Genomic DNA, 522 nt, shown 5'->3' with positions numbered 1-522 from the left:
CTCACGCTGTTGAAGGGTAATGAGCTGGTCCAGCTCTTGGAAGAAGGAACCGATGGCAATTTGTTCTTCTTTATTTCTTGGAATTGTTAAATTGATAGTTACAAAATCATTATAGGTAATATTTAACAAACCATCCATTCTGGCCCCAGAAGAAATCAGCTTTCTTAATTCCTTATCCGGTAACTTTGTAGAAAAGAGATATTCAATAAAAAGTCCAGAATTTCCATTAACCATTTTAAAGCTATGATAAACTTTAGGTACTAAAGCCTCTTCGAAATCATTTAACTGAAAGACTGCACCATATTTAGCAAGTTTGGAATTACCATGATTATATGATAGTTCACCTCTAGTCAAAAGGGTATAATTCTTTTGCTCTTTTCCTGCAATATTCCCAGAAAAACGTTCCTTTTGATCTAACCACCCATGGCCGGCGGATATTGTTAGGGTCGGCAAATCCATTCTACCATCGTTTCCTTTAACTCTATTAGATACTTCCCCCAACTTCCGCTGTTCCCAAGCGTT

1 pseudogene is annotated in these 522 nt (G+C 37.0%); it reads right to left on the bottom strand.

Features of this window, described 5'->3' with window-relative positions:
- Window positions 1-522, bottom strand: a pseudogene (locus HMPREF2766_RS00550) (restriction endonuclease subunit S); the annotation flags it as partial.

Source organism: Streptococcus sp. HMSC076C08, assembly GCF_001810825.1.
In the GTDB taxonomy this organism is placed as follows: domain Bacteria; phylum Bacillota; class Bacilli; order Lactobacillales; family Streptococcaceae; genus Streptococcus.
This window is presented reverse-complemented; position numbering and strand designations above follow the sequence as displayed.